A 21,485-nucleotide genomic window follows, 5' to 3' on the forward strand; every position below is an offset into this window, starting at 1 on the left:
ATGTAATAGACTGAAGAAAAATATCGAAAAAGTTCGTGTGTCATCAATTTTATATATTGAACTTCAATTTATATTGAAATTAGGATATATTTAAGATATGTGTATGTCTAATCGAAATAAGCATGTTAGTGATGTTAAAATTTTGCCATATTCATTAGAAGCTGAGCAATCAGTTTTAGGTAGTTTGATGTTAGATAATGAACAATGGGAGTATATATCAACACAAATCACTTCTAATGATTTTTATAATCCAGCCCATCGAATAATTTTTTCTGAAATTCAACGTTTGTTAGAAATCAATAAACCTATTGATTTAATAACATTATCTGAATCTTTAGAAATACGAGGAAAATTAGAATTAGTAGGAGGATTTGGATATTTAGCTGAATTGTCGAAAAATGTACCTAGTGTATCTAATATACATGAGTATGCGCATATAATTAAAGAACGTTCAATAACTCGATCAGTTATCACTACTGCTCATAGAATAGCTGATGCTGGATATAATACTAAAGGTAGAAATAGTGACGAATTATTAGATTTTGTTGAGTCTCTTGTTTTTGAAATTGCACATCATAAACATCATGATAATAAACATTTGAAAAGTATAGATTATATTTTATCAGATGCTGTTTCTTATATTGAAAAATCATGTAGAAATGCTAGGTTTGGTATTACTGGTATTTCTAGTGGATATAGAGATTTAGATAAAAAAACTGATGGATTACATCAGTCTGATTTAATTGTTATTGCAGCTCGTCCTTCTATGGGAAAAACTGCGTTTGCTATGAATTTGTGTGAGCATGTAGCAATGAATGAGATAAAACCAGTGTTAATATTTAGTTTAGAAATGCCTGGAGATCAAATAGTAATGAGAATGTTATCTTCTTTATCTAGAGTAGATTATATGAATATAAGAACGGGGAAGTTAAATCATGAAGATCGGATAAGGATTGTTAGTACAATAGAATTATTATTAGAAAAACGCAATATATATATTGATGATTCTTCATATTTAACTCCTTCTGATGTGAGAAGTCGATCTCGAAGATTATTTAAAGAGCATGATGGGTTAAGTCTGATTATGATTGATTATTTACAATTAATGAGAGTGCCATCTTTATCTAATAATCGTACATTGGAGATTTCTGAGGTTTCTCGATCATTAAAATCTTTAGCTAAAGAATTAAAAGTACCGGTTATTGCTATTTCTCAATTAAATAGAAGTTTAGAACAGCGAGTAGATAAACATCCTATTAATTCGGATTTAAGAGAATCTGGAGCTATTGAGCAAGATGCAGATCTTATTTTATTTATTTATAGAGATGAATTGTATCATGAGAATAGTGACATGAAAGGTATTGCGGAGATTATTCTTGGTAAACAAAGAAATGGGCCGGTAGGTACAATAAGATTGATTTTTAATGGACAATGGGCTCGATTTGATAATTATATTGATAATAATCAGTATTGAGTATTATTATTTAAGGTATATTAGATTTAATGAGAATTAGATATTGTTTTTTTTTGAAAAAATAGTTAAATTATGATAAAATTTAGGTTTAATGTTGATTGAGGTTAATGAAGTAAATTTTTAAACAATATATAAGTAGTGGAATTTATTTAAGTTGTATTAAAAGATCTTAAGGGTTAGGTAAAATCATATGAGTGATATGATCTACAGGTGTAGAGAAAGTTTTAATAATAGTTGGTTTAGTTTATATAAATGAGATGTAATAGAGATAAAAATATAGTTATTAATTTGGATTATAAATCAACGAGTTTTAATATTTTATGTAAAGAAAATTAGATTTATTACAATAAGGAATAAGTGTGGTTGCTAGAGGAATTAATAAGGTTATTTTAATTGGATGTTTAGGGAAAGATCCAGAAATTCGATATATGGCTAATGGTACTGCAGTAGTGAATATATCTATGGCTACTACTGAATCGTGGAAGGATAAACAAACTAGTGAACTTAAGGAAAGAACAGAATGGCATCGTATAGTTTTATTTGGAAAATTAGCAGAAATTGCATCATCCTATTTGAATAAAGGATCTCAGGTATATATTGAAGGGGCTTTAAGAACTAGAAAGTGGCAAGGTCAGGATGGAAATGATAGATATACCACTGAAGTAGTTGTAGGTACTCGAGGAGTTATGCAAATGTTAAATAATCGTTATATAAAGGAGGATCATGTTTCTTCTGATAATGAAACTCAAAAATTAATAGACGATGATATCAACATAGATATGTCACATAATGAAAAATTAGCAGATGAATCAGCAGAAAATTTTAATGATGATGATATTCCGTTTTGATAATAAAATTTTGAACTTTTTATATGTTTATTATGGGTATTTCTTTCGTTATTATGCAGTATTTAAATACATTGTCTATTCTAGGAATAGTAGTAGATTATTTTTTTTGAAAGACAAAAATGGTATTTGTTATATTCAATGGAATAAAATTTGTTACAAATTTAAATTGAGTACCATATAATTTTTGGAATTACTTGTGTGTATTGTATTATACATGAATTAGGTAATATTTAGTTGTTATTCAAATTTAATGTAATAATAACAAAATTATGAAGTAAATTATCAAGCATTAAGCCACCTTATAGGTAAGGTTACTATATTATAAGGGCAAGGTGTTTTTATCTATATTAATTCATACTAATGAAAGATCCAACATAGGTATATATTATATACATAATATATATCGTGTTTTATGATGAGATTGCAATTATGGAGATTTTTTTTACAATTCTTATCCTTATTTTGGCTGTCTCTGTTTCAGGAATAATAAAACAAATTTTACCATTTCAAATTCCTTTACCTTTAATGCAAATTTTATTAGGAGCATCATTGGCTTGGCCAAAGTTTGGATTACATATCGATTTTAATCCTGAATTATTTTTATTGCTTTTTATTCCTCCATTGTTATTTTCAGATGGATGGAAAACTCCTATGCGTGAATTTTTACGTCATGGAGGAGAAATTATAATATTAGCATTAGTATTAGTTATTATTACTGTGGTAGGAATCGGTTATTTAATTTATTGGATGATACCTGAGATACCTTTAGTTGCATCATTAGCATTAGCGGCAGTTTTATCTCCAACTGATGCGGTAGCTCTTTCTGGGATTGTAGGTGAAGGTCGAATGCCAAAAAAAATTATGGATATTGTGCAAGGAGAAGCTTTAATGAATGATGCATCTGGATTGGTATCTTTAAAATTTGCTATTGCAGTAGCTATGGGTACAATGATATTTAGTATTAGTGGGGTATCGATAGAATTTATTAAAGTAGCTTTAGGAGGATTATTAGCAGGGATATCTGTTACTTGGAGTTATAGTAAATCATTAAGATTAATTAGTCGTTTGAGCGGAGAAGATCCGGCTACTCAAACAATGCTGTTGTTGTTATTACCTTTTGCTGTATATTTGATTGCTGAGCATATTGGAGTATCTGGAATTTTGTCAGCAGTTGCTTCAGGAATGACTATAGGTCAATCTGGCATTATTCGAAATGCTCCATTAACTATGCGTTTAAGAGGTAATAGTGTTTGGACGATGTTAGAGTTTATTTTTAATGGCATGGTTTTTATTATTCTTGGGTTACAATTGCCGGATATTTTATTAACTTCTATTTCTCAAGCAGAATTAGATCCAACTGTAAAAACGTGGATGTTATTTGTTTATGTAATCGTAATTTATATTGCGTTAATTACCTTAAGATTTGTGTGGTTATGGTTGATGAAATATATTAGTTTATATTATATGTGTAGTAGGCCTATGATATTTAGTGAATATAGTACACATGAAATTTTAATTGCTTCTTTTGCAGGAGTTCGGGGAGCGATTACATTAGCAGGTGTATTATCAATTCCACTTTTTTTAAAAGATGGAACAGTATTTCCGTGTCGTTATCAGCTTGTTTTTATTGCTACTGGTGTTATCCTTCTTTCTTTGCTTTGCAGTGTAGTTGTTTTACCTTGGTTATTGCAGGGAGTAAAGGTATCGGATAAATTATTACAACGCTCAGAAGAGCGTATGGCTCGTTCTATAGCGGCAGAAGTTGCTATAGATAGTTTGTATAAACTTGAAGAAAGATTAATACATAATCCAGAAGAAAATATCGATAGTCAATTAATTAATGAAGTAAGTGCTCGAATTATTGGTAATTTAAGAAAGAGAATTGATGAAAATAATGATTTACGTTCTATGTTAGTGGAAGATTTAGAAAGGCGTATGAGATTGAATGCGTTAAGGGCTGAACGAAGTGAATACTATCATTTACGTGCACAACAAAAAATTAGTAACGAGACATTAATGAAATTATTACGTGATTTAGATTTTTTAGAAGCTTTATTGATTGATCATGAATAATAGTATTGAGTGTTATTAATGTGAATAGTATTATGAGTAGTGTTAATATAGATATTATAAATTTGCAATGAGATATTGATATATCTACTCTGTTGACTATTTAAATTGATAATTTTATTATGCGAGTAGTGATGTTTAAATTATTTTTATGATTTTTACGTTAATGCATGTTGTCTAGAATAATAGAAAATTATGATAAAATAATATTGTATGTGTTTTTCATTATAAAATTGGAATTTTAAAATTGGTTGAAGGTTTTTAATCTCATAAAAAAGTAGATAGTTTTATTTCTAATTTATTTTGTGTAGGGATGGTATTTGAATTATATTACAAAAGTTAATATATGTTTTTATCATGATTGTTGAGTTACTTATAATGGAGAATGTATAGTTTTTTTTAAATGGATCGTATAAGTTAAGATATTAATTTTATTAAGGGGTAACTATGATGATTAAAAATTTTAAAATTACCCTTGCTTGGAAGATTTTTTTTGCTTTGAACTTGGGTATTATCGTGGGAATTTCATTACACGATCAAGCAGAATTGAAAGATTGGATTGTAAATACATTTCTTTTCCCGTTTGGTGAGATATTTATTCGTTTAATTAAAATGATTGTTGTGCCTATTGTTATGGCTACATTAGTTGTAGGAATTGCTGGAATAGGAGATGTAAGAAAGCTAGGAAGTATTGGATTAAAGACTATAATTTATTTTGAAATTATTACAACCCTTGCTATAGTATTTGGAGTAGCTCTTGCTAATGTATTTCATCCAGGATATGGAATTGATATGTCTATTTTATCTAAAACAGATATATCAATATATGAACAAACGACATCGGAAATTCAATCGAATTTAATCAATACTATGCTATCTTTGATTCCTTCGAATATTATATCTTCAATGGCTAAGGGAGATATGTTACCAATTATTTTTTTCTCAGTAATTTTTGGGCTTGGTTTAGCTGCATTACCAGAGAAAACTAAATTACCGTTATTGGGTGTATTTAATTCTATAGCGGATACTATGTTTGAAGTAACTAACATGGTAATGCGTTATGCTCCTATTGGTGTGTTTGCTTTAATTGCAGTAACAGTTGCAACTTTTGGATTTAGTTCTTTATTTCCTCTTACTAAACTTGTTGTATTGGTTTACGGAGCTATAGTTTTTTTTGCTTTAGTAGTATTAGGAATAGTTGCTCGAATATGTAATTTAAAAATTTGGAATTTAATTTGTATTTTAAAAGAAGAATTAATATTATCTTTTTCTACTGCAAGTTCGGAGACTGTTTTGCCTCGTATTATAAAAAAAATGGAAGCATATGGAGCTCCATCTACTATTACTGGGTTTGTAGTGCCAACGGGGTATTCTTTTAATTTAGATGGATCTACTTTGTATCAAAGTATTGCTGCTATTTTTATTGCGCAATTGTATAAAATTGAATTATCTTTAAGTCAAGAAATAATTTTGGTACTGACTTTAATGATTACTTCTAAAGGAATAGCTGGAGTTCCTGGAGTATCTTTTGTTGTATTATTAGCTACTTTAGGTAGTGTAGGAATTCCATTAGAAGGGTTAGCGTTTATTGCGGGAGTGGATCGAATATTAGATATGGCGCGTACTGCTTTAAATGTAGTAGGAAATGCATTAGCAGTATTAGTAATTTCTAAATGGGAAAATCAATTTGATACAAAGCGAGCTTTGGCATATGAATTAAAAATGCTTAACGGAGACAAATAAATTCATGAATTTATATTATTTGATTAACATCAAATACATTAATTTAAAATAGAAAGGTACTGGGTGGCATTGCAACTAAGTTGCAATGCCACACCTCTAAATATATTTCTTTATATAAAAAGAAAGTTAATAACTTCTGTATCTATAGAAGTTTTATATATTATATATCATAGAAATTATTGCATAGAGTAAATAGCAATTGCTTCTATTTCTATTTTTGCATTATTAGGTAATTTAGACACTTCTACACAAGATCGTGCTGGTAAATTTAAGTTAGGTTGATTTTGTGTAGTTTTTTTAAGAGAGTGTATATAAAAAAAGTTGTTATAACTTTTATTTATTTTTGGCAAATCTTGAATATTTGTGATAAAAACAGTAGTTTTAACAATATTGTGCATTGTTAGGTTTTTTGATTCTACAATGTATTGTATATTTTTTAATGTTTGGTATGTTTGCTCATAAACATCATCAGGTATTTTTTTTGTTTCTTGAGTAATAGGAAGTTGTCCGGATATATATATGATACTTCCAGTGTCTACAGCTTGAGAGTATGGACCAGAAGGTTTAGGGGCGTTGTTTGTGTAGATAGATTGAAATATATTTTTATATTTTGTCATGTTAAGTATCCAATGATATTACTTTTAAAATAGTTTGATTAAAAATTATTTTTTATAGTAACAAAAAAGTTTAATATAACTAATTCAATACGGAATATATGATTAATACGTGTTTGTAGAATAAAATAATAAGTTAAATACATAAATCAGAAAGCAATGTAACAAGCATTAAAGATTTGATTGTATGTAGTCTATTTTCAGCTTGTTCAAAAACAACACTATATTGTTTTGATTCAAATATTTCATTTGTTACCTCTAATCCATTAGGATAATTGTATCTTTGTGCAATTTTTTTGCTAATGACAGTATCAGTATCATGTAATGCTGGTAAGCAGTGCAAAAATTTTATATTTGGATTTTCAGTTTGAGAAATCATAGCTTGATTCACTTGGTACGGAGATAATAAAGAAATTCGATGAGCCCAGACTTTTTCATTTTCTCCCATGGACACCCATACATCAGTATATAGAAAGTCTACATTTTTTACTCCTTGGGCAATGTTTTCAGTAAGTAAGATGTTTTTATAGTTAAATTGCTGATCAGCTAATTTTTGGCATTCTAAGAGTAATTCTTTTTTTGGCCAGAATTCTTTAGGAGAGATTAATCGTAAATCAAAACCCATTATCGCGGCTGCTTCTAGCAAAGAATTTCCTATATTGTTTCTTGTGTCTCCAACATAAGCTAATTTCATTTGATGGAAAGGTTTATTTGGGATTTGTTCTTTCATAGTCATTAGATCAGCAAGTAATTGTGTTGGGTGAAACTGTTTGGTAAGTCCATTCCATACTGGAACATTAGAATATTGGGCAAATGTTTTGACAGTGTCTTGATGATATCCACGATATTGAATACCATGATACATTCGTCCTAAAATTTTCGCAGTATCTTTAATAGATTCTTTATGTCCTATTTGACTAATATTAGGAGTTAAGCAGGTTACTCGAGCGCCTTGATCGAATGCAGCGACTTCAAATGCACATCTTGTACGAGTTGAGTTGTTTTCAAAAATAAGCACAATATTTTTGCCAAATAATTGTTGAATTTCTTTTTTATTATATTTTTGGTATTTTAAAGTATTTGAGACGTGTAAAATATATTTAATTTCTTCTACACTGAAATCTATTAATCGTAAAAAAGATCGATTATATAATTTATTCATAGAATGCCCTGTACAAATAACATTAGTATTGAATATTATTTATAGTGTACTACATTGCTAGTATTGTAAAAGATAATTATTCTAAAATTTGTATTAAATTATAATTACTATGATAATTATTGTTATTTTAATGCTGTTGTATATTATAAATTAGTTTAAATGTGTATTGATTATTAAAGATAAAATATTGTTATATTTAATTAGAGAACAAATTGGTATATTTTTAAAGTTTGTACTTAGTGTGAAATATGATTTTTTTATAATGAAATTATGATAGAAAGGTGATTATGTAATTTATTTTTAGTTTTTGTATAAAAAATTAATTTTTCTTGTTCTTTAATGCAATTAACTTTTAAATATTCATTTTGATGATCTATTTTTTTTTGTATATAGTTAATTTTTTGAGTTATTAATTTTATTTCTTTATGAAGCTTATCAATTGCGATTTGTTTGTTAAAAACATCTGGAATAAAGACTATTAATTCTGATTCGTGTAGTGGAATATTAAAAGATTTTTGAGAAAAAGTGTCATTGTCTTTTAAAAAATCAATTTTTTTTAGTTGTGCTACTTGAAGAAGAGTACGATTATTTTCTAGTATATATTTTTTTATTCTACTAGAAATATGTTGCAATGCTATATGTAGGGGGGTTTTATATAAAATACCAGTTTGAGTACGGAATGTTCTTATTTCAGAAATAAGATCTTTTATCCATTCAAATTCAATAATAACGTTTAAATTAATATCAGAGATGTTATATTTAGGAAATGATTGTAACATAATAGTTTTTTCTTTAATTTTGATTATTAATTTAATTTTTTGCCAAATTTTTTCTGTAATAAAAGGAATAATAGGATGAGATAAACGTAATAAAGTCTCGAAAGATGTAATTAAAGTATAACGTGTTCCTATTAATTTTTGAGTATTTGTGCTACAATACAACGTAGGTTTTATAAATTCTATATACCAATCACAAAATTGATGCCAGATAAATTCATACAATAAATTTATAATTTTATCAAATCTATACTTGTGTAATTCTTGGTAGAAAATTTGAATAGTTTGGTGTAGTTTAGATGTAATCCAACGATCTGGTAGGGAAAATAGTAATTTGTCTTGTTGATAATTTATTCCGCAATCTTGATTAGTAGTATGTAGTAAAATAAATTTACTAACATTCCACAATTTATTGCAAAAATTATGATATCCTATTAATCTATTTATATCCCAATGTATATCGCGTCCATAGGACGAGAGTGCTGCTAAGGTCATTCTTAAAGAATCAGCGCCATATGTTATTATTTCATTTACACAATTTTTTTTTGGGGTGTTTTTGTTATAGGGGGGTTTTTTTATTGTTTGTGATGAATCATAATTGTTATTGATATGATTTTTTGATAGAGTATGAATAGAAATTCTATCTATGATATCAATAGGATTGATTACATTGTTTTTAGATTTGGACATTTTTTGCCCAAATTTATCTCGTACAAGTCCGGTGATATAAATTTTTTTAAAAGGAATTTGACAATTTTTTTTATCATCCTTAATAAAATACATAGTCATCATAATCATTCGAGAAATCCAAAAAAATATTATGTCAAATCCACTGACTATAATATCGGTAGGATGATAAAATTTCAATAAATTATTATTTTTAGGCCACCCTAAATTGGAAAATGTCCATAGACTTGAAGAAAACCATGTATCTAATACATCATGATCTTGTCGTAGTTTAGTATCATGATGTAATTTATAATTTTTTCTAATATCTTTTTCACAATGCCCTACATATATTTTGTTTGTATTATCATACCACGCAGGAATTTGATGTCCCCACCATATTTGCCTAGAGATACACCAATCTTGAATATTATCCATCCATTTAAAATATATATTTTTATATTGCTCAGGAATAAACTCTATTGATCCTTTTTCAACAATATTTTTTGCTTGTTTTGCTAAATATGTAGTTTTTAAGTACCATTGATTAGTTAGCATAGGTTCAACTATTGTTCCAGTTCGATTATTGTACGCAATCGTGACATCATAGTGTTGTATTTGTTCTATAAGATTGAGTTGATTACATGTTGAAGTGATCATCGTTCGCGCTTGATCACAATTTAGATTTCGAAATATTGTTGGAATATAGCAATTTTTTTTATCATAAAATTGGCTTTGACTACAAAAAATTTCAGGTTTTTCAAGAATTTTTCTGTAAGTTGAAAAAATGTTAATCATACATAATTTGTGTTTTTTCCCTATCATGTAATCATTAAAATCATGAGCAGGAGTAATTTTAACACAACCTGTTCCTTTATTAGGATTGATATGTTCATCAGAAATTATTGGAATTTTTCTATTTATTAAAGGTATAAGTACATATTTTCCAATTAATTTTTTATAACGAGAATCTTCTGGATTTACTGCAATGGCAACATCTCCAAACATAGTTTCTGGTTTTGTTGTAGCCACAGTTATATATATATTTTTATTAGTAGAAATAGTGTGGTTATTAGACTTACTATATTCTTCTAATTTATACCGTATGTACCACATTAAACCTTTTACTTGTTTATATGATACTTCTAAATCAGAAATAGCAGTTTGTATTTTATAATCCCAATTTACTAGTCTTTTCCCTTTGTAGATTAAATTATCTTGATATAAACGAATAAATGCTTCTTTAACTGCAAAAGACATTTGAGGATCCATAGTAAATCGAGTATTTGTCCAAGATACTGAATTCCCTAGTCGTTTTATTTGATAATTGATTAATTTTTCGGTTTGTTCTTTCCATGACCAAATTTCTTTCAATAAGGAGTTTTTTAAATCGTTGTTTTTAGGTGTTTTTGTTTGATTGAAAATTTTATTTTCTATTAGAATTTGGGCAGCAATTCCAGCATGATCTAATCCAATTCTCCATAATACGTTTTTTCCGTTCATTCGATTATAACGGGCCAAAATATCCATTATAGTTTGTTGGAATGCATGTCCTAAATGTAACGCTCCAGTAATATTAGGAGGAGGCATCATAATACAATATCTAGGTTTTTCAAAATCAGTTATATCAGGTTCAAAATAACCTGATTCTTCCCAAAATTTATAAATTGATTCTTCTATTTGTTTAGGGTTATATATTTTTTCTATCATTTATTAATATTATTTATTTTAAAATTAGATGTATTTGATACTTTTAAATCAAATCCAATGTTTTGTAATGTTTTATATCGTATTCTAGCAAGTTTCTTTAAAATATTTGTTGAAGGAACAAAATCAATAATTTCATTAAAATTGAAAAAAAAGTCTTTATTTATTTTCATAAGATTAATTAATGTATCTTTCAGTAGATTATTATGGTAACAGCACTGTTCCCAATATATAGTAATAGGGGTGTAATGCGTATTTTTTCTTAATAAATCATTAGGTAAAAAAGAATTGTTGTCAACATTCCATAAAGAATTATTTATTTTTAAAGCTTGGTTTTTATTTTCACAAGCTATTAAAATACTCTTTCCTGATCTCCACATGATTTTTGACAAATGACATGCAAAATTTTCTTTGAAACTTAATTCTGCGTTGGAGTTAATCGATGGTAGTATGTAAAAGATTCCTTTTTTTATATTTGACATTCTTATGAATTGTTTTTACCTTTTTCTTGGAATATTCAATCAAAGTATTTAATTTTGTTTTAAAAATGAAGACATAATTAGTTACATGTTAAATATATTAATTTATTTAGTCTTGTTTTATGCTATTAATTAAAAATTGAGTTAAGAGTTCTACAGGTCTTCCTGTAGAACTCTTAACTTTTTCGTTAGAAATCCAAGCAGTTCCTGCTATATCTAAATGAGCCCAATTATATTTTTGAGTAAATTTTTTAAGAAAACATGCTGCTGTAATAGCTCCTCCTCCAGATTTATCACCAATATTAGTCATATCTGCTATAGTAGATTGTAATTGTTTGTCAAATGATTCATGCAAAGGCAATCTCCAAATATAATCCCGAGTTTGTTCTGAAGCATATATTAAATCTTTAGCTAAATCGTGATTATCAGTCATTAGTCCGCTGAAGTGTTTCCCTAAAGCAACAACACATGCTCCTGTTAATGTTGCGATATCAATTACTATTGAGGGATGGTATCTTTCTGCGAAAGTTAAAACATCGCATAATACTAATCGACCTTCAGCATCAGTATTTAGTACTTCTATTGTTTTTCCAGATAAAGTAGAGATAACATCTCCGGGTTTTAAAGATTTATTGCTAATCATATTTTCAGAGATAGCAAGTATCCCGATAATATTTATCGGGAGTTTTAATTTAGATACTATACACATGATTGCGTATACTACAGCAGCTCCACACATATCATATTTCATTTCATCCATATTATTGGAAGGTTTTATGGATATACCCCCTGAATCAAAAGTTACCCCTTTCCCTATTAAAATTATAGGATCATGATTTATTATAGGATTATTTTTATATTTAATAATAGGCATGACAGAAGAATATTTAGATCCTTTCCCAACAGCTAGATAGGAATTCATTCCTATTTTTGTGAGGTGTGATTCGTCGAGTATATTAATGTTTAAATCGGTATAGTAATTAGGTAGTTCTAAAACTTTATGAGATAAATAATTTGGGGTGCAGTAATTTGGAGGCATATTACTTAAGTTTTTTGCGATGTTTATTCCATAGGCAATTGCAGACCCATCTTTTATAGCTTTTTTACAAATGTGTAATTCATTAGGATTGTTGATGTACAGAATTACTTCTAGTGATAAATCTTGTTTTGGTGAATGTTTATGGCTTTTAAATTTATTAAAAGTATAAAATATATCATTAATTATAGATATGCTATGTCTTATTTTCCAATAAGATTCATATCCAGAAATATTTAATTCACTTAGTAAGAGAAGAATTTTATTAAAGTGAGAACTTTTGCAAAATTTAATAGAATTACATAATATTTTTATGTAAGTATCAGAGTTAAATTTATGTGATTTTCCGCAACCAACTAATAAAATATGTCTATTTAAAAAATAAGGGATATCGTATAGTAATAGGTGTTGGTTTAAAGATCCATTAAATTTGCTACGTTGTAACAAAGAATAAATATATTCTTGACTGATATTATTTATATGCTCCGTGGCAGGAAATAAATTATATTCTTCAAATACACCGGTGAGAATACATGCATCCTCATCGGCTTTTAAATAATCATCAGTAATTTTAAAACTTACAGTGTTGTCTATAGTTAACATAATAATAATAAAAATTGATTTTTTTAAGATTTAATGAGTAATTTTTAAAATTTTGAAGAACTTCAAATTAAAATACATTTGTTTTAATCTTATTTGTTTATGAGTATATTATATACTAAAAATTATAGCAATAACATTATTTTTTATGTAAAAGGTTTTTAAGTAACGAATGATTTTAATTAGATATATTATTAAAGAAGTATTTAGAAATCAATTAATTATTTTAATATTATTATTTTTAGTATGTATATGTCAAAAATTAATTAAAATAGTAGGAGTAGATAATCCTATACCAGTGTATTTGATTTTTTTGCATCTTACTTTAAATATTCCAGAATTAGGTAAATTAGTTATACCATTTAGTTTGTTTCTTAGTGTATTTATTACTTGTTATCGATTTCATTTGCATAATGAAATTTTAGCAATGTATTCTTGTGCTATAAATAGGTTTTTTTTTGTGAAAAGTATATTTTTATATAGCATTATTGTTTTTATTATATCATTAATAAATGTGATGTGGTTGTCTCCATATTGTGAGCAATTACGATATGTGACGTTGTCTAGTATTAACAAGAATATTTATTCTATTAAATTAGTAGAAAAAAAGTTTTTGTTGATGTTGAGTAAACATACAGTTTTCTTTATTAAGAAGATTAAGAATAAAAATTTACAATACATCTTTATAGTAAAAAAAAATCATCATATTAATGGTAGTAATGTTTGTGTAATTATTACAGCGAATAACGGTGATGTATATAATTATTCTAATAATTTAAAAGCAATTACTTTAAAATCAGGGACGTATTATGAAATACATTATGATCAATTAATTTTTACAAATATATATATAAGTGATTTTTCTCGATATCATACATTGATTGATTATAATATGAAATCTCCTCAGAAAGGTTTTAAAATAGTTGAACATATGACTATTAGTCAACTTATATGTCATGATTCGTTACCTGAGAAATATATTGAATTAAATTGGCGTTTTACTTTATTAGTTTCTATTATTATTATGCCGATAATAGCTTTATTATTGGTAATAAATATTTCAAATGGTTATTTTCTGAATTTCGTGTTAGCAATATCATTATACATATTATTTTTTATGTTACATATTTTGTTACGTTTTTCTATTACTTTAGATTATAGAGATTCCATGTTATATATGGGGGGGGTTAATGTAATTTATTTTATTATAGCATTATTAATGAATCTAGGTAAATATCAGTATTTACGATGGTTTGAATTAGCTTGTGTTTATTTTGTGAAAAGATGATACGTATGCATAAGATATTAGATATGTATATAAAAAAATCTATATTATCAAGCATATCAATAGTATTTTTAATATTGATATCGTTGTCGAGTATTATTAGATTGATTGATGGATTACGTAATTTTGAAAAAAAAACCTATTCTATTATCGAAATTTTTTTTTGTACTTTTTTAAGTTTACCAAAAGATTTTGAATTATTTTTGCCAATATCTATTTTATTAGGCGGATTGTTAGGATTAGGCGTGCTTGAAATTCGTAATGAGTTGGTAATTATGAAGGTTTTTGGATTGAGTTATTTTCAAATTACTTTCTCCGTAGTTAAAGTTTCTGTTTTTATTTTAATATTACATATAATGCTGAATGAATGGTTGTTACCAGGTAGTCAATACATGTTATATATATATCAAGGTCATAAGGAATATAATTCTTATTTTTTTCCTGAAAAAAATAAGAATTTGTGGATAATAGATAATAATGGCTTTGTTTGTATTGAATATATGCCAACCACTAATAATGTATTTGGAGTCAATTTGTATTATTTGACTAAAGATAAAAAAATAGAAAAAATAATATATTTCAAAGATGCTACATATATTAATAAAAGTTGGTTTGTGTCTAGTGCTATTGAATTGAATTTCTCTGATAAGACACATATTGTGAATAGAACGGTTTTTCATTATAAATGGAATACAATATTAACTCCTGATTTATTATCAATAATTACTACTAATCCTCGAGTATTATCTGTTTCTAAATTGTTTTCGTGTATAAAGTATTTCAATGGAATCAATCAAAATTCCCAGTATTATGAGTTAATATTTTGGAATAAGATCTTATCTCCTTTAACAGGAATGATTATGCTAATAATATCTTTGTTATATAGTTTTGGGCCATTTTCTAAAAAAAAAATAGGTTTTAGATTGTTTTTTGGAAGTATAATTGGTTTTTTATTTTATGTTTTACATCAATTTTTTGATGTATTTTGTGTGATGCATAATATATATCCACTAGTGGGATCGATAATTCCAGTTTTATTATTTATAGTAATTAATATTGTGATTGTTTTTTATAAAATTTCTAATTTTAGATTTATTTAATGTAAAATTATATGTTCGTGTATGTATTTTAGTAACATATTTTTAGTACGATCTCTTAACCATTTATGTGCAGTAGATTGATTGTGTTTAGAATGCCATGCTTGTATAATATTTCGTTGTCCTAGATCAAAATCTACATCAAAAAATTTTACTGGTATATGTAATGCGTGTATTAGTATTAATATAAAATTTGGTATTATTGCTAATGCATTTGAATGTATTACAGAGTTTATAGTAGTAATATATTCGGGTGTAATGCCAAGGATATTGCGTTCTGTCCAAAAAAGTTTATTAGTTTCATCAGAGTTTGTTAAGTGTTCATGTTTAGTTTGAATAAACGAATATTTTAATAAATTATCTATGTTTTTGTTTTTAGGTAAGATAGGGTGATGGTTTCTACATATAATACAACATTTTGATATGTAAATAGTACGAATAGTAATTTCTGGATTAAGTGGACGCATTTCTCCTAAATATAAATCTATACTATTATTTCTTAAAAAATCATCTTCATAATCAGAATCATTTACTAAATTCATAAATACATTAGGAGCATTAGTATAAATGTCTTGAAATAAGAGAGTACTAAGGGCAAAAAAAATGGAACTATTTGATGCTATGGTAAATGATATATTAGTGATTTTAGGTTCAAATATGATGTGTGTATTAATTATTGTTTCAATTTGATCTACTAAAGTTTTTATGTTTTGTTTTAAAGCTATGGCTTTAGGAGTTGGAGTGAGTTTGGTGCCACTACGTACTAAAATTTGATCGTTAAATAGAATGCGTATTTTATTTAATGATTTGCTAATGGCTGGAGCAGTAACATTAAGTTTTTTTGAAGCTAAATTAACACTATTGTTTTCTAATAATGCATTTAGAACTATTAATAAATTAAAATCAAAGTTATTCATATAATAAAATTCATGTAGTATAGTATTTTACTAAGTATTATAATGTATAAATGTATAATAGTAAAATATATCTACATGGTATATATAATTTATTATATGATAGAGTATTTATATTGATATCGACTTTACATTAGATTATTTTTTGATTCTCTATGTAAAATGATAAATTTATAATTTTTTGGATTAAATAATATTATAGATATGTTTAATATTGGTATGAATTCATATAATATATAATACGTGAGTTTTTTGTTAAAAATTTAGAAATATATTATTATGTGTGACGAGTTTGTTACGATTTATTTATTTGTAGTATGTGTAGTTTATAGTTTTTTATTTGCCGAAGTGGCGAAATAGGTAGACGCAATTGACTCAAAATCAATCACTGTAATAGGTATGTCGGTTCGACTCCGACCTTCGGCAATTTTGATTATATTACATCATGATGATATATCGATAGATATATTTGAATCATATGATTATTTGTTTTTATGGGTTTTGTAATATAAAGTAACGTTGTGTATTAACGATTAATATTACGTGACGTAGAATGTGTATTTTTGTTTATTTTTTATGAATTGAGTGATTGTTGTGTACTTGAAAAGTACTAATATTTTTGGTTGCCATGTATGTTATGTTATAACATACGTACGATAGAACAACGTTGTTTAAATTATATGAAATGTAAAAAAAATTTATCAATTGAAATGAAAATATTAACAACCTCAGGGTTAATTCGAGTATTGGTAGTTTTAATGGTATTATCATGTTTATGGTTAGTGATTATTTGGACATCTATTTCGTGTATTGAATAAACATAGCAATTATGATGGTGATACATAATTTAATAGCAGGTTATTTTAATAGAAATGTTACTCCAATGATTAATGGATATATTAAGAGGGGTAGCATACTTACAGTTGTCGGATCTAATGGGGTAGGTAAATCCACATTTTTAAAGACATTAGCAGGATTATTACCTCCCAATTCGGGTAATTTAGAATTTTTGAAGGTAGAAAAACCTAGAATCATAGGGTATTTGCCTCAAAAAAAGAATATAGATTGTTATTTTCCAGTTACTGTATTTGATGTGGTAGCCATGGGTTGTTGGCCGAGAATAAATTTTTTAAAGAGAATTAATGACGAGCAGAAATATTTAATATGGAAAGCTTTAAAAAAGGTAAAGTTGTTAAATTTAATGCATCGATGTGTGCATAGTTTATCAGGTGGAGAATTTCAACGAATGCTTTTTGCAAGGATATTAGTGCAACAAGCCCAATTTATTTTATTAGATGAACCGTTACAAGGAATAGATCAGGAAACTTGTGAAATTTTTTTGAGTTCTATTAATCAAATGAGTCAATATGGATGTACTATAGTGATAGTATTACATGATAATCAGTTTGCATCTAAATATTTAGTGTACGATACTTTATTATTAACACAATCAAATAGTATTTGGATTAAATCTAAAACGAATAGATGTTAATTTTTATTTTTATATTATGAATGTATACAATAAAAGTATATATATTGTTGTATATTTTAAAAATTAAAACATCTTAATAATAAAAAAGTTGGTTGTATATATGATATTACATATATTATTTGATCCTTTTATTTATTTTGAATTTATGCGTAAAGGAATAGTGGCTTGTTGCGCTTTGTCTATTAGTATTACTCCAATAGGTAGTTTTTTATTATTAAAGAGAATGAGTTTAATAGGAGATGCATTATCTCATTCTATTTTACCTGGGGTTGCTATAGGGTATTTTTTTTCAGGTGTATCATTGGTTATGATGAATATAGGGGGTCTTATTTCAGGATTGATTGTTTCAATTTTATCGATTTGGGTTAGTGAAAAAACGACATTACAACAGGATGCAAGTTTTTCTGGTTTTTGTATCGGTTTTTTAGCTTTAGGTGTAGTTTTAGTATCATTACAGACATCGAATATGGATTTATTAAATTTATTAGTTGGATCCATTTTATCTGTAAGTATGTTGCATATAAAATGTATTGGCGTGGTTAGTACGATAACTTTAATTAGTCTAGCATTATTTTACAGAGCTTTGATTATGGAATCGTTTGATCCTGATTTTTTTAAAACTAATAATGTTGTTGTATTTAAAAGTATTCAAATATTTTTTTTATTTATTGTGATGTTAAATTTAATAGCAAGTTTTCAAATTACTGGAACTTTAATGTCTGTTGGATTAATGATACTACCTAATTTATCTGCACAATACTGGGTTCATAGTTTGATTCAGAGGTTATTATTATCTGTATGCATAGCGTTATTATGTTCTTGGATAGGATTATTAATTGCATTTTATATAGTTTTACCAGCAGGGCCTACTATTATATTGTGTATTAGTGTGTTTTTTTTATTTTCAGTTTTGTTTGGAAGAAATCATAGTGTTTTGTTTTCTATGTATTGGAAAGAAAAACAAGAGTAGTGATAGTAATAAGAGAATACAAATATAGAGACTTTTTTATATACTAGTAGACGTTTAGTACTAATAAGTATTAAATGTGTATAAAAAGGTTTGAGGTATGAAATTTTTCAGATAATATAAAGTAATCTGGGTATTAAGCTATTGTTGTTTTGTTTATGTATGTGTTTTATTATATATTATTTAAGTGTAGTCTAATTTATAGAGGTGTATGCTATAAATAAACTTTATTTGCTGATTATTTATATAAATATAAAAAAATATGTGTAAAATTTGTTAAATAATTTTATTGGTTTTTAGAGTAAAATTTGTAATAAAAAGTGTTGAATATATATATAAATGCTTTATGGGATGATTTATAGGTTTCAAGTTATATAAATTTTGATTTTATAGAGAGTTGTTATCTTGAAATTGATAATTTCAAACTTTGTTTTATGGTAGGTGATATTTTTGGGGATTAAAACTCAGATGAAAAAATTATTTTTTATTTTAAATGATTTTGTTTATAATTTATAGTGGGAATAAATTTCCTAGATATGTTTTTTGTACGTGTTTGTTATTTAAAATTTCTTGAGAAGTTCCATGTGCAATTAGTGTGCCTTGGTTCATAACATACGCCCGTTCACAAATACTTAATGTTGCCTGTACATTATGATCAGTAATTAATATTCCAAGTTTATAATGTTTTAGTTGTTTTATTATTTTTTGAATTTCTTTTATTGAAATTGGATCAACTCCAGCAAAGGGTTCATCAAGTAGTAAAAATTTCGGTTTAGCAACTAAAGCTCGTGCTATTTCTACGCGTTTTCGTTCTCCTCCAGATAAACTTTCTCCAATATTATTACTTAAATGTTGAATATTAAAATTTTTCATTAAGTTGATTATATGTTCGTAACGTGCGTTTTTGTTAGAATAAAAGTTCATTTGAGCAATGGCCATTAAATTGTCAAAAACAGTTAATTTTCTAAAGATTGAATTATCTTGAGGGAGAAAACCTATTCCTAATCGCGCTCTTGCATAAGTGGGTAGTTGACTAATATCTGTCTCGTTGAGAAAAATTTTTCCAGAATCATGTAATACGATACCTAATATCATTTGAAAAGTTGTAGTTTTACCAGATCCATTAGGACCTAATAGCCCTACGATTTCTCCAGAATGTAAATATAAATCAGTATTATTCACTATACGTTTTTGTTTATACATTTTAGAAAGCTTTTGTATAATTAAAAATTCCATTGATGTATTATAGGAAAAATTATGTATTTGCTCAATAAATAGTCAGTTATTTTCATATTTTTTTATTATTAATATTATGAAGGATGTATTACTAAAATTGCAGTAGTATTTCCATTTGTGTTAGAAGTAGCTTGAATTTTTTTTTCATTTATAGAATACACAATATTATCGCTATGTATAGAATTACCTAATTGCTTTATGTAAACATTTCCGTTGAAAATAATTGAATTATTCTCAATATCATAACATATAGTATTTGCCTGAGCGGATGTAATAATATCACTAGTTTTTTTTTGAGTATTCTGAAAAATAACTGGGTGCCCGTATGCCTTAATACATTTTATTAACTTATAATTATTTGTATTGTGATTAATGATGATTTTATCAGCACATAATCTAATATTTTTGTATTTCAGAACGACATGATCTTTGAATATAATTATATTTTCTGGTGTATTAATAAGTTGTGAAGTGGAGTGAATTTCTATTGATTGGTTGTTAGAATTAGCTATTTTTTCTAAAGTAGATAGTAGTATGTTTATTAATATAAATAGTATTATTTGATATGGTTTAAATTTATTTATATTCATATTGAGTATATGTACTGTCAAATAGTTTTATTTGTTTTGTGTTTAATTTAGCACTCATTTTAGTTCCAATAGAGTAAAAACAGCTTCCGTGCACAATAGTTTTATTATTTGAAAGCATATTTTGTTTTATTAAATTGATTGATATTTGGTTTGTGATGATAGATTGAGTATCACGTGTATTTTGCATTATTTTATTAATAGAAACGTATCCAGTTAGATTTAATATTTTTTTATAATTTAATTGGGCTTTATTACATTTTATAGTCCATATTATGATATTTTTTTTATTAAATATAGTAATATTAGGTTGAGTAAATTCAATTATTTGTGTATTTGGATAACATTGAATATAGGTTGCAGTTAACTTAAATTTAAGATTTCCAATAGCATTGTATGAGTAAAGAATTATTTCATTGCTATGATGAGCGTTAGTAGCATAATTTAATGAGGAGATATTTCTTTGTATTGTTGATTGACTTGTATTTAAGTAAAAGTAACATATACAGATTAATATTAATAAATTTTTTAAAAGAATGCATTTAAGATCATTTCCGAGGTTTTTTTTGTTTTTTACTTTAAAAAATACCATTTTTGTATTAAATTGAATGAAGGTAATAGTTTAATTTAAATATTTTTATTTTTGATATTTTATTGCTTGTGTATATTTATGCTATAATAATATAATATATGTTCATTGCATGATTATTATGAAAGCGTATAAATTCATTG

Annotated in this window: 18 protein-coding genes and 1 tRNA gene; 10 read left to right on the forward strand and 9 right to left on the reverse strand. The window is 26.4% G+C overall.

Annotation, left to right across the window (positions count from 1 at the left end):
* The first annotated feature begins 97 nt into the window (after positions 1-97).
* The 4 genes from dnaB (at position 98) to gltP (ending at position 6,135) form a co-directional block, all read left to right on the forward strand.
* Positions 98-1,474, forward strand: a complete 1,377-nt coding sequence (dnaB, locus tag BVAF_RS00125; RefSeq protein WP_013516365.1) for a replicative DNA helicase — start codon at positions 98-100, stop codon at positions 1,472-1,474.
* A gap of 359 nt (positions 1,475-1,833) precedes the next feature.
* A complete protein-coding gene (gene ssb / locus BVAF_RS00130; RefSeq protein WP_013516366.1) occupies positions 1,834-2,322 on the forward strand; it encodes a single-stranded DNA-binding protein in 489 nt (162 codons plus the stop codon).
* Between the two features lie 429 nt (positions 2,323-2,751).
* The gene (locus BVAF_RS00135) at positions 2,752-4,395 is read left to right on the forward strand and encodes a Na+/H+ antiporter (protein ID WP_013516367.1); all 1,644 of its coding nucleotides are present in this window, start codon (positions 2,752-2,754) and stop codon (positions 4,393-4,395) included.
* A gap of 450 nt (positions 4,396-4,845) precedes the next feature.
* Positions 4,846-6,135: a glutamate/aspartate:proton symporter GltP gene (gene gltP, locus BVAF_RS00140; protein WP_044026144.1), complete on the forward strand. Its 1,290-nt coding sequence runs from the start codon at positions 4,846-4,848 to the stop codon at positions 6,133-6,135.
* Positions 6,136-6,311: 176 nt separating this feature from the next.
* On the opposite strand, the gene BVAF_RS00145 is transcribed toward gltP, so the two are convergent.
* The 5 genes from BVAF_RS00145 to BVAF_RS00165 form a co-directional block, all read right to left on the reverse strand.
* Complete coding sequence (locus BVAF_RS00145) at positions 6,312-6,752, reverse strand: RidA family protein (RefSeq protein ID WP_013516369.1); 441 nt, start codon at positions 6,750-6,752, stop codon at positions 6,312-6,314.
* A gap of 133 nt (positions 6,753-6,885) precedes the next feature.
* Positions 6,886-7,911 (reverse strand): ornithine carbamoyltransferase, encoded by a 1,026-nt coding sequence (gene argF / locus BVAF_RS00150; RefSeq protein WP_013516370.1) that lies wholly within the window; start codon positions 7,909-7,911, stop codon positions 6,886-6,888.
* Between the two features lie 257 nt (positions 7,912-8,168).
* The gene (locus tag BVAF_RS00155) at positions 8,169-11,063 is read right to left on the reverse strand and encodes a valine--tRNA ligase (protein WP_013516371.1); all 2,895 of its coding nucleotides are present in this window, start codon (positions 11,061-11,063) and stop codon (positions 8,169-8,171) included.
* Entirely contained in the window at positions 11,060-11,542 is a 483-nt protein-coding gene (locus BVAF_RS00160; RefSeq protein ID WP_013516372.1) for a DNA polymerase III subunit chi, read from the reverse strand. Before BVAF_RS00160 ends, BVAF_RS00155 begins: the two co-directional genes overlap by 4 nt.
* A gap of 106 nt (positions 11,543-11,648) precedes the next feature.
* The gene (locus BVAF_RS00165; RefSeq protein WP_013516373.1) at positions 11,649-13,178 is read right to left on the reverse strand and encodes a leucyl aminopeptidase; all 1,530 of its coding nucleotides are present in this window, start codon (positions 13,176-13,178) and stop codon (positions 11,649-11,651) included.
* 169 nt (positions 13,179-13,347) lie between these two features.
* On the opposite strand from BVAF_RS00165, the gene BVAF_RS00170 reads away from it, so the two are divergent.
* Positions 13,348-14,463: an LptF/LptG family permease gene (locus BVAF_RS00170; RefSeq protein ID WP_013516374.1), complete on the forward strand. Its 1,116-nt coding sequence runs from the start codon at positions 13,348-13,350 to the stop codon at positions 14,461-14,463.
* Positions 14,460-15,560 (forward strand): LPS export ABC transporter permease LptG, encoded by a 1,101-nt coding sequence (gene lptG / locus BVAF_RS00175; RefSeq protein WP_236608346.1) that lies wholly within the window; start codon positions 14,460-14,462, stop codon positions 15,558-15,560. Before BVAF_RS00170 ends, lptG begins: the two co-directional genes overlap by 4 nt.
* Here lptG and BVAF_RS00180 read toward each other — a convergent pair.
* The gene (locus BVAF_RS00180) at positions 15,557-16,474 is read right to left on the reverse strand and encodes a LysR family transcriptional regulator (RefSeq protein ID WP_013516376.1); all 918 of its coding nucleotides are present in this window, start codon (positions 16,472-16,474) and stop codon (positions 15,557-15,559) included. The genes lptG and BVAF_RS00180 overlap by 4 nt on opposite strands.
* A gap of 339 nt (positions 16,475-16,813) precedes the next feature.
* Here BVAF_RS00180 and BVAF_RS00185 point away from each other — a divergent pair.
* The 4 genes from BVAF_RS00185 (at position 16,814) to BVAF_RS00200 (ending at position 18,933) form a co-directional block, all read left to right on the forward strand.
* A tRNA-Leu gene (locus BVAF_RS00185) sits at positions 16,814-16,897 on the forward strand.
* Positions 16,898-17,103: 206 nt separating this feature from the next.
* Positions 17,104-17,289 (forward strand): hypothetical protein, encoded by a 186-nt coding sequence (locus tag BVAF_RS03225; RefSeq protein WP_044026113.1) that lies wholly within the window; start codon positions 17,104-17,106, stop codon positions 17,287-17,289.
* Positions 17,290-17,300: 11 nt separating this feature from the next.
* Entirely contained in the window at positions 17,301-17,963 is a 663-nt protein-coding gene (locus BVAF_RS00195; RefSeq protein WP_013516378.1) for a metal ABC transporter ATP-binding protein, read from the forward strand.
* 100 nt (positions 17,964-18,063) lie between these two features.
* Positions 18,064-18,933: a metal ABC transporter permease gene (locus tag BVAF_RS00200; RefSeq protein ID WP_013516379.1), complete on the forward strand. Its 870-nt coding sequence runs from the start codon at positions 18,064-18,066 to the stop codon at positions 18,931-18,933.
* A gap of 507 nt (positions 18,934-19,440) precedes the next feature.
* Here the strand turns inward: BVAF_RS00200 and lptB are convergent.
* The 3 genes from lptB to lptC form a co-directional block, all read right to left on the reverse strand.
* Complete coding sequence (gene lptB / locus BVAF_RS00205) at positions 19,441-20,166, reverse strand: LPS export ABC transporter ATP-binding protein (protein WP_013516380.1); 726 nt, start codon at positions 20,164-20,166, stop codon at positions 19,441-19,443.
* 74 nt (positions 20,167-20,240) lie between these two features.
* Complete coding sequence (lptA, locus tag BVAF_RS00210; RefSeq protein ID WP_013516381.1) at positions 20,241-20,756, reverse strand: lipopolysaccharide transport periplasmic protein LptA; 516 nt, start codon at positions 20,754-20,756, stop codon at positions 20,241-20,243.
* Positions 20,743-21,345, reverse strand: a complete 603-nt coding sequence (gene lptC, locus BVAF_RS00215) for an LPS export ABC transporter periplasmic protein LptC (protein ID WP_013516382.1) — start codon at positions 21,343-21,345, stop codon at positions 20,743-20,745. Before lptC ends, lptA begins: the two co-directional genes overlap by 14 nt.
* Positions 21,346-21,485: the final 140 nt, after the last annotated feature.

This window comes from Candidatus Blochmanniella vafra str. BVAF (assembly GCF_000185985.2).
GTDB classification, from domain to species: Bacteria; Pseudomonadota; Gammaproteobacteria; order Enterobacterales; family Enterobacteriaceae; genus Blochmanniella; species Blochmanniella vafra.

What these genes read in the sequence shown, in the direction of transcription:
- argF (WP_013516370.1), bottom strand. Translation starts at nt 7,911, where the DNA reads ATGAATAAATTATATAATCGATCTTTTTTACGATTAATAGATTTCAGT.
- dnaB (WP_013516365.1), top strand. Translation starts at nt 98, where the DNA reads ATGTGTATGTCTAATCGAAATAAGCATGTTAGTGATGTTAAAATTTTG.
- lptC (WP_013516382.1), bottom strand. Translation starts at nt 21,345, where the DNA reads ATGGTATTTTTTAAAGTAAAAAACAAAAAAAACCTCGGAAATGATCTT.
- BVAF_RS00170 (WP_013516374.1), top strand. Translation starts at nt 13,348, where the DNA reads ATGATTTTAATTAGATATATTATTAAAGAAGTATTTAGAAATCAATTA.
- BVAF_RS00145 (WP_013516369.1), bottom strand. Translation starts at nt 6,752, where the DNA reads ATGACAAAATATAAAAATATATTTCAATCTATCTACACAAACAACGCC.
- BVAF_RS00195 (WP_013516378.1), top strand. Translation starts at nt 17,301, where the DNA reads ATGATGGTGATACATAATTTAATAGCAGGTTATTTTAATAGAAATGTT.
- lptA (WP_013516381.1), bottom strand. Translation starts at nt 20,756, where the DNA reads ATGAATATAAATAAATTTAAACCATATCAAATAATACTATTTATATTA.
- BVAF_RS03225 (WP_044026113.1), top strand. Translation starts at nt 17,104, where the DNA reads ATGTTATGTTATAACATACGTACGATAGAACAACGTTGTTTAAATTAT.
- BVAF_RS00165 (WP_013516373.1), bottom strand. Translation starts at nt 13,178, where the DNA reads ATGTTAACTATAGACAACACTGTAAGTTTTAAAATTACTGATGATTAT.
- lptB (WP_013516380.1), bottom strand. Translation starts at nt 20,166, where the DNA reads ATGGAATTTTTAATTATACAAAAGCTTTCTAAAATGTATAAACAAAAA.
- BVAF_RS00135 (WP_013516367.1), top strand. Translation starts at nt 2,752, where the DNA reads ATGGAGATTTTTTTTACAATTCTTATCCTTATTTTGGCTGTCTCTGTT.
- lptG (WP_236608346.1), top strand. Translation starts at nt 14,460, where the DNA reads ATGATACGTATGCATAAGATATTAGATATGTATATAAAAAAATCTATA.
- BVAF_RS00160 (WP_013516372.1), bottom strand. Translation starts at nt 11,542, where the DNA reads ATGTCAAATATAAAAAAAGGAATCTTTTACATACTACCATCGATTAAC.
- BVAF_RS00180 (WP_013516376.1), bottom strand. Translation starts at nt 16,474, where the DNA reads ATGAATAACTTTGATTTTAATTTATTAATAGTTCTAAATGCATTATTA.
- BVAF_RS00200 (WP_013516379.1), top strand. Translation starts at nt 18,064, where the DNA reads ATGATATTACATATATTATTTGATCCTTTTATTTATTTTGAATTTATG.
- BVAF_RS00155 (WP_013516371.1), bottom strand. Translation starts at nt 11,063, where the DNA reads ATGATAGAAAAAATATATAACCCTAAACAAATAGAAGAATCAATTTAT.